This window comes from Pseudohaemophilus parahaemolyticus (assembly GCF_938021905.1).
GTDB lineage: Bacteria > Pseudomonadota > Gammaproteobacteria > Enterobacterales > Pasteurellaceae > Haemophilus_A > Haemophilus_A parahaemolyticus_B.
This window is the reverse complement of the sequence record NZ_CALIFA010000027.1, coordinates 1-4,927: the sequence shown is the minus strand read 5'-3', so window position 1 is coordinate 4,927 and position 4,927 is coordinate 1. Positions and strand designations below refer to the sequence as shown.

At 38.7% G+C, this 4,927-nt stretch carries 7 protein-coding genes; 2 read left to right on the top strand and 5 right to left on the bottom strand.

Annotated elements, in window-relative coordinates; translation table 11 throughout:
- Both QMF79_RS01925 and QMF79_RS01920 read left to right on the top strand, forming a co-directional pair.
- A partial coding sequence (locus QMF79_RS01925) for a recombination protein NinG (RefSeq protein ID WP_281772548.1) occupies positions 1-171 on the top strand: 171 nt, incomplete at its 5' end.
- Entirely contained in the window at positions 164-607 is a 444-nt protein-coding gene (locus QMF79_RS01920) for an antitermination protein (protein ID WP_281772547.1), read from the top strand. The genes QMF79_RS01925 and QMF79_RS01920, both read left to right, overlap by 8 nt.
- Here the strand turns inward: QMF79_RS01920 and QMF79_RS01915 are convergent.
- The 5 genes from QMF79_RS01915 to QMF79_RS01895 form a co-directional block, all read right to left on the bottom strand.
- Positions 528-815 (bottom strand): hypothetical protein, encoded by a 288-nt coding sequence (locus QMF79_RS01915; RefSeq protein ID WP_281772546.1) that lies wholly within the window; start codon positions 813-815, stop codon positions 528-530. The two genes, QMF79_RS01920 and QMF79_RS01915, sit on opposite strands and share 80 nt — an antisense overlap.
- Positions 816-927: 112 nt before the next feature.
- Positions 928-1,383, bottom strand: a complete 456-nt coding sequence (locus QMF79_RS01910; RefSeq protein ID WP_281772545.1) for a hypothetical protein — start codon at positions 1,381-1,383, stop codon at positions 928-930.
- Positions 1,383-1,790 (bottom strand): hypothetical protein, encoded by a 408-nt coding sequence (locus tag QMF79_RS01905; protein WP_281772544.1) that lies wholly within the window; start codon positions 1,788-1,790, stop codon positions 1,383-1,385. Before QMF79_RS01905 ends, QMF79_RS01910 begins: the two co-directional genes overlap by 1 nt.
- Complete coding sequence (locus tag QMF79_RS01900) at positions 1,787-3,316, bottom strand: phage minor head protein (protein WP_281772543.1); 1,530 nt, start codon at positions 3,314-3,316, stop codon at positions 1,787-1,789. Before QMF79_RS01900 ends, QMF79_RS01905 begins: the two co-directional genes overlap by 4 nt.
- Before the next feature lie 205 nt (positions 3,317-3,521).
- Positions 3,522-4,763 carry an anti-CBASS protein Acb1 family protein gene (locus QMF79_RS01895; protein ID WP_281772542.1) on the bottom strand — a complete coding sequence of 414 codons (1,242 nt, stop codon included), beginning with the start codon at positions 4,761-4,763 and terminating at the stop codon, positions 3,522-3,524.
- Between the last annotated feature and the right edge of the window lie 164 nt (positions 4,764-4,927).

Below are 4,927 nucleotides of genomic sequence, written 5' to 3'. Positions count from 1 at the left end.
AGCGGTAACATTTTGGAATATCGGTTGGGATTGATTGAGAAAATCGGGCTGGAACGTGTGGAATTTTTAGAACGCAAAGACCACCCTCCGCTGAAGTTGTCGGTGGAGGAAATCAAAGAACTGATTAAGGTGTATCGGGCAAAGGTAAGGGAGTTGAAGGCGAATGCGTAACAAAATGAAATTTGTAGGAACAGTAAAAGAATTATTAGATAAATGGGCAAGACAATGGGCGTTGCAGCGGATTGGTACGGAGTTTTACCGTGAAACGATCAGCATTCCTAAGCTACCCAAGAAAAGAAGAGGGTATCTGGTGCATTTTAGTGATGCGGAATGCTTGGTCATTGAGCAAGCTGTAATGATGCTAAAGCAAAATAGCCTGCTAAACTTTCAAGTAGTGATGGCGTTGTATTGCCAAGGCTTCTCAGAAAAACAAATTTGTGAAGCATTGGGGATTAAGCCAAATAAATTAAACACCGCTCGGGTTGGCGGTGTTGCTTATTTGGAAGGGCTATTGTTCGGACTAGGTTTTATATTTCTTGGTAAGGATAACGTTCCGTATAGAAATCAGCCAATCCATCGCAGTCTGGATCTTCATCGTTCACGCTGATAATTTTGTTATTTTCGTCATAGGTGACTTTGTCAATAAAAAATTCATGTTCTTGCGGAAGTTTATCAAAATCGATAATGTGGTTTAATTTACCAATAACACCGCTAGATGTTAAATGTTGAACGATCATCACTTCTGCATCGCTGCGTCTGTTGAATACACCGTGAACCGTTTCTAAAAAGTTATGTAGAAAATATAAAGTTTTCATTATTTGCTCCGTTGTTAGTTGTTATTTAACACAGGAGCATTAACGCTCTTAGTAGGGATAATATCAATAAAAATAACCGCTTTTCATTACTGAAAGCGGTTATTTTCGCCTGCTATTTTTCATCTCGTACCACGCCAACGATAGACTGGCGTAATCGCCCCGTATTAATTAATGGTTTACTAGATTTTTTACGCTTGATCGTGCTTTTAGCGTTTGCTACCCATTCACCATTTACTATTTCGAGCTGGACATCAGCTTGAACCAATAATGCAATTTTTCCATAAGCCTGATTGACATCAAGGCTCTCTTTCAGAAAATCGGTAAAAAATCGAGAGTATTTATGCTTATTTTTTTCTAGGGTCTGCCGCAAAAATGGACGGCTTGGAATTCGCTTATTACCAAATTCCAACACTGCCGCCAATGAAGCTAAGTTGAATTTTTCTCCATCTTCAACAGGTTTATTGGCTTCTGCAGGAATACCCACATAAACCGCCTTGGATTTTGCAAGTTCGACTTGTTCAATGAGTTTTTTCAGCACCTTACCTTTATATTGCACATCAACTTTCATTAATATTCAAAATTCCCGATAAGTTTGTCATATTCTTTTAATGCTTCTTTATCTCCGCTTTTTATTATTTCTTGGCGAGTATGGTGGCATAAAAATTGCGATTGACACTCTAGCCATTCTGGAAAATTTAATAATAATTCATCAGGTAATGGCACGGCAATTTTATGCAAAAGTAACGCCATTTCTTGCTTGTTTTTTAGTGGGTTAGTAATTTTATAAGGGTAAGGCATAAAGCCCCCCTGTTCCCCGTTGTAAAGCTCACAAGCCCAAAGAATAATAGATGTCGCTCTTTCATTGCCATTGATCGTACCTTTTTTATCATCCCAATCTAAAATATGATGCTCGATAATGTAATTGTTTTCTTTATCGTCCCAAACTTTAAGAGGGATATTGATTTTAATTGTCACGGTTTATACCTCGCGAGCAATGCTAAGCCAAGATTAAATAATTCTTTATCTTTGTAAACTTTTTCATACATTTCTGGATCATCGCCTAATAATGCCTGAAAAATCATTGTAAGCATTTCTTTCGGCTTATCTTGCCCATTTTCACGATAAATTTTCCCAAAATATGGATCAGGGAATTCATCTTTTTTAGTAATTTCATCATTTCCGTACGCACGCCCCGTTACATCTTTAAGTTTCTCAACTTTGTCACCCTTAGTTCGTTTTACCCATAAAGCGGTAAAGTATTCATCGAGTTTTGGAATACTACTTTGTAAACGATGTCCAAATTCATGAATCATGATAGCCATTGGATTACTTGTTTTATCAATGTGGATGAAACTATCTCTTTGAGATATTTTTTTACCAATAAATCGCGTGAACTCTGGGGCATTAAATTTTATGACGACTTTTATTTGATCATCAGTCAAGTCTTTTACGTTAAAATGAAAACCGCGCCCAGAACCATGATTTAAGAAGGTTTTTCCATATTTTTTATCCTTATTAATCCAAGAGCTAGGATAGCGAGATGTAGCAGACTCAAACATTTTAGCAACTTTTTCTTGATCAGAAACATAATTGCCAGTTGAGCCAAATTCAACACCTTCTTTTCTCAAAATTTGTAAAATTGTTTCAGATCCACTATCTGGATTTTTCGCAGTTTTATCAAGTTCTTTCTTATATTTTCTAGAAATTTCTTCACCAATTTTAACAACATCATTAATTTTGCTTGGTGACGGTAAATATCCAGTATTAGCTTCTACAAAAATTTCTGGTTGAGGGATATCATCTATTTTCTCATTTTCAGAAGCTGAGGATTCTTGAGTTTGTGGATTATCCGCTGGCAATTGTGTTTCTACCAAAACAGGCACGGCAATACAACGACAATTAATTTCGTCACCAGGATTTCCTGTTGGTGGCGGATTATCGTAACTGAAAACCTTTCCATCATTTTCTGCATGGCTATCACGTACACGCTCATCGCCAGAGGTACTCCAAATGTACTGCGTTACGCCCATTTCTTCATGTCTTGCACGGGTTAAGGTGGCATTGATTTTTGCCGATTGGTCGCGGGCGATCAGTTTTGCCCGTTTTTCGGTCACACCGCCGATTTCCTTGATTTGTTTGGCAAGGTCTTTGGTAAGCGTGCCTTTTACTTGAGCTTGCATTACCGTCGCTTGGATTTTATCGAGGTATTGACTGTGAATCGATTTAATCAACAGCACGTTTGCCGTAGTCAATTGCTCCAATTTTTCTGCAACTTTACCGCTATTATAGAGATAACCTTGCAGATCAACCCCTGTTTGGCGTTTTAAATCTTTAGAGACTTCTTGGATATTTTGGGTGTTACCCCGAATAAGTAATCCTTGAGCAATTTTCTTTGCTACACCATCAATATCTGCTTTGCCCAATTTTTCTGCTGCTTTCAAAAAACGATCGGCATCAAAATCTTTATTTGCATCGGTAAATTGGCTGTCGTTTAAATTCACTTCATTGGCAAAAAAGCCTTCAGATTCGATCACTTGACGAAAATTTCGCACAAGTGCAAGCAAAGCGTTTCGATACCAAAGCTCAGTGTGCAGGCTGGTTTTGTTTGGCTTAAAATTAAGGTTAATTTTGCGTTTGGGTTGATTTTTAAGAAGTTCGGGAAGGTTTAAAATCATAATTTTTTACCATAGCATAGTTTGATTTCAATCAAATTTCTGCTTCTAAAGAGGTTATATCCTCAGCTGAAATACTATTAAACAAACCACTCTCTTTTAATTCATTGGCGACCTGCTGTTCTGTTAACACACCACGTTCAATTAGCACATTAGTTGCCGTCGCAAAGCTATTTAATGCCGTGATTTTTTGCTCCACCGTCATTTCTTGGAGGGAGTTGAATTCAAACCAAAAGTCTGCAGGTTCAAAGCCTAATGCCATTTGGCATAAAATCGGATCTAAACGGTCAAATACTGGGCGTAAACGGCTCTCTTGTAAGGCGTGAATGCTCTCGTGGTAGTTTTGAATATCTTCAACACCGCTTGCAAAACCTGCAGCGGATTGACCAAATAAAATGGTAACTGGCATATCTGCAGCCCCAGCCACCGAATTACGAAATTCAACCAATAAATCGCGTAAGCCACCAAATCCTAGTTCTTTTTGCTCGTATTCGTTTTCTTTATCTAGCAATAACGTGTTAGTGCTTGATTTAATCAGTTGCACCATTTCCACGGTTTTGGCAATCTGCTCTTCCATACCTGCGGCAATGCGGTCGGTTAAGCCTTCCATCTTAAATACATCGACTTTGCTTTCAGTAATTAAGTCCCCTGTGTTGGTGCTAATCAAATCAAACCGCTTGAGAACGGTATAAACCGCTTCTAAATCGGAAAGCCCCCAAATTTCACTATCTGCAAAGCGTTTAGGTGGGCGTGGCGTGCCATTGATAATGATCAGACGGGAATGATGTACATCCAGTGAGCCATTTACTTTGTATTGGTCGAACTTGCTGTAGTTATCATCAAAGATATTATTATTAAGCGAGCCAAAACCGACCACCATATCCCTACGCAACAACACCAAGCGTTCAATGGTTTGATTTACCTCAAGTGGGGTAGAGGTTGATTTTTCAGTCAATACCAAAATCGCCACGCCACCATAAAGGCTTGCCCAAATTAGTGCTTGCTCAAGCGTTTCTTTGAGTTTCAATTTACGCTCCAAGCGGTCAATTTTTTCTAACTGTGTACCATCTAAATCGTTAGAGGTAATTTCACGCCAGCGGCGGGTCATATCTTGTGCCTTCTTGCGGCAAATTTTCTGCACGATCCAACTTTCTTGCCACAACGCTTCAAGCTGAGCAATATCTCTGGTTAAATCATTGCTTTGTGTGTAGCGTACCATTTCTTGGCGTTTACCCAGATTGGTCGCCAGAGATGTTAATCCGTCATTTAATTTCATTTTGCAGTATCCATTTACTGAAGCTTGTTCCAGACAAAAGGGCTGAAATCTCAGCCCGTTTTCAACGACTACTTATCGCTGATGAACTTCCGCCCATTTGAAATTTTCAACTTCTTTTGAAAGCTCAAAGCCCTCTTTTGTCGCTATTTAAATGCCAAAATCAT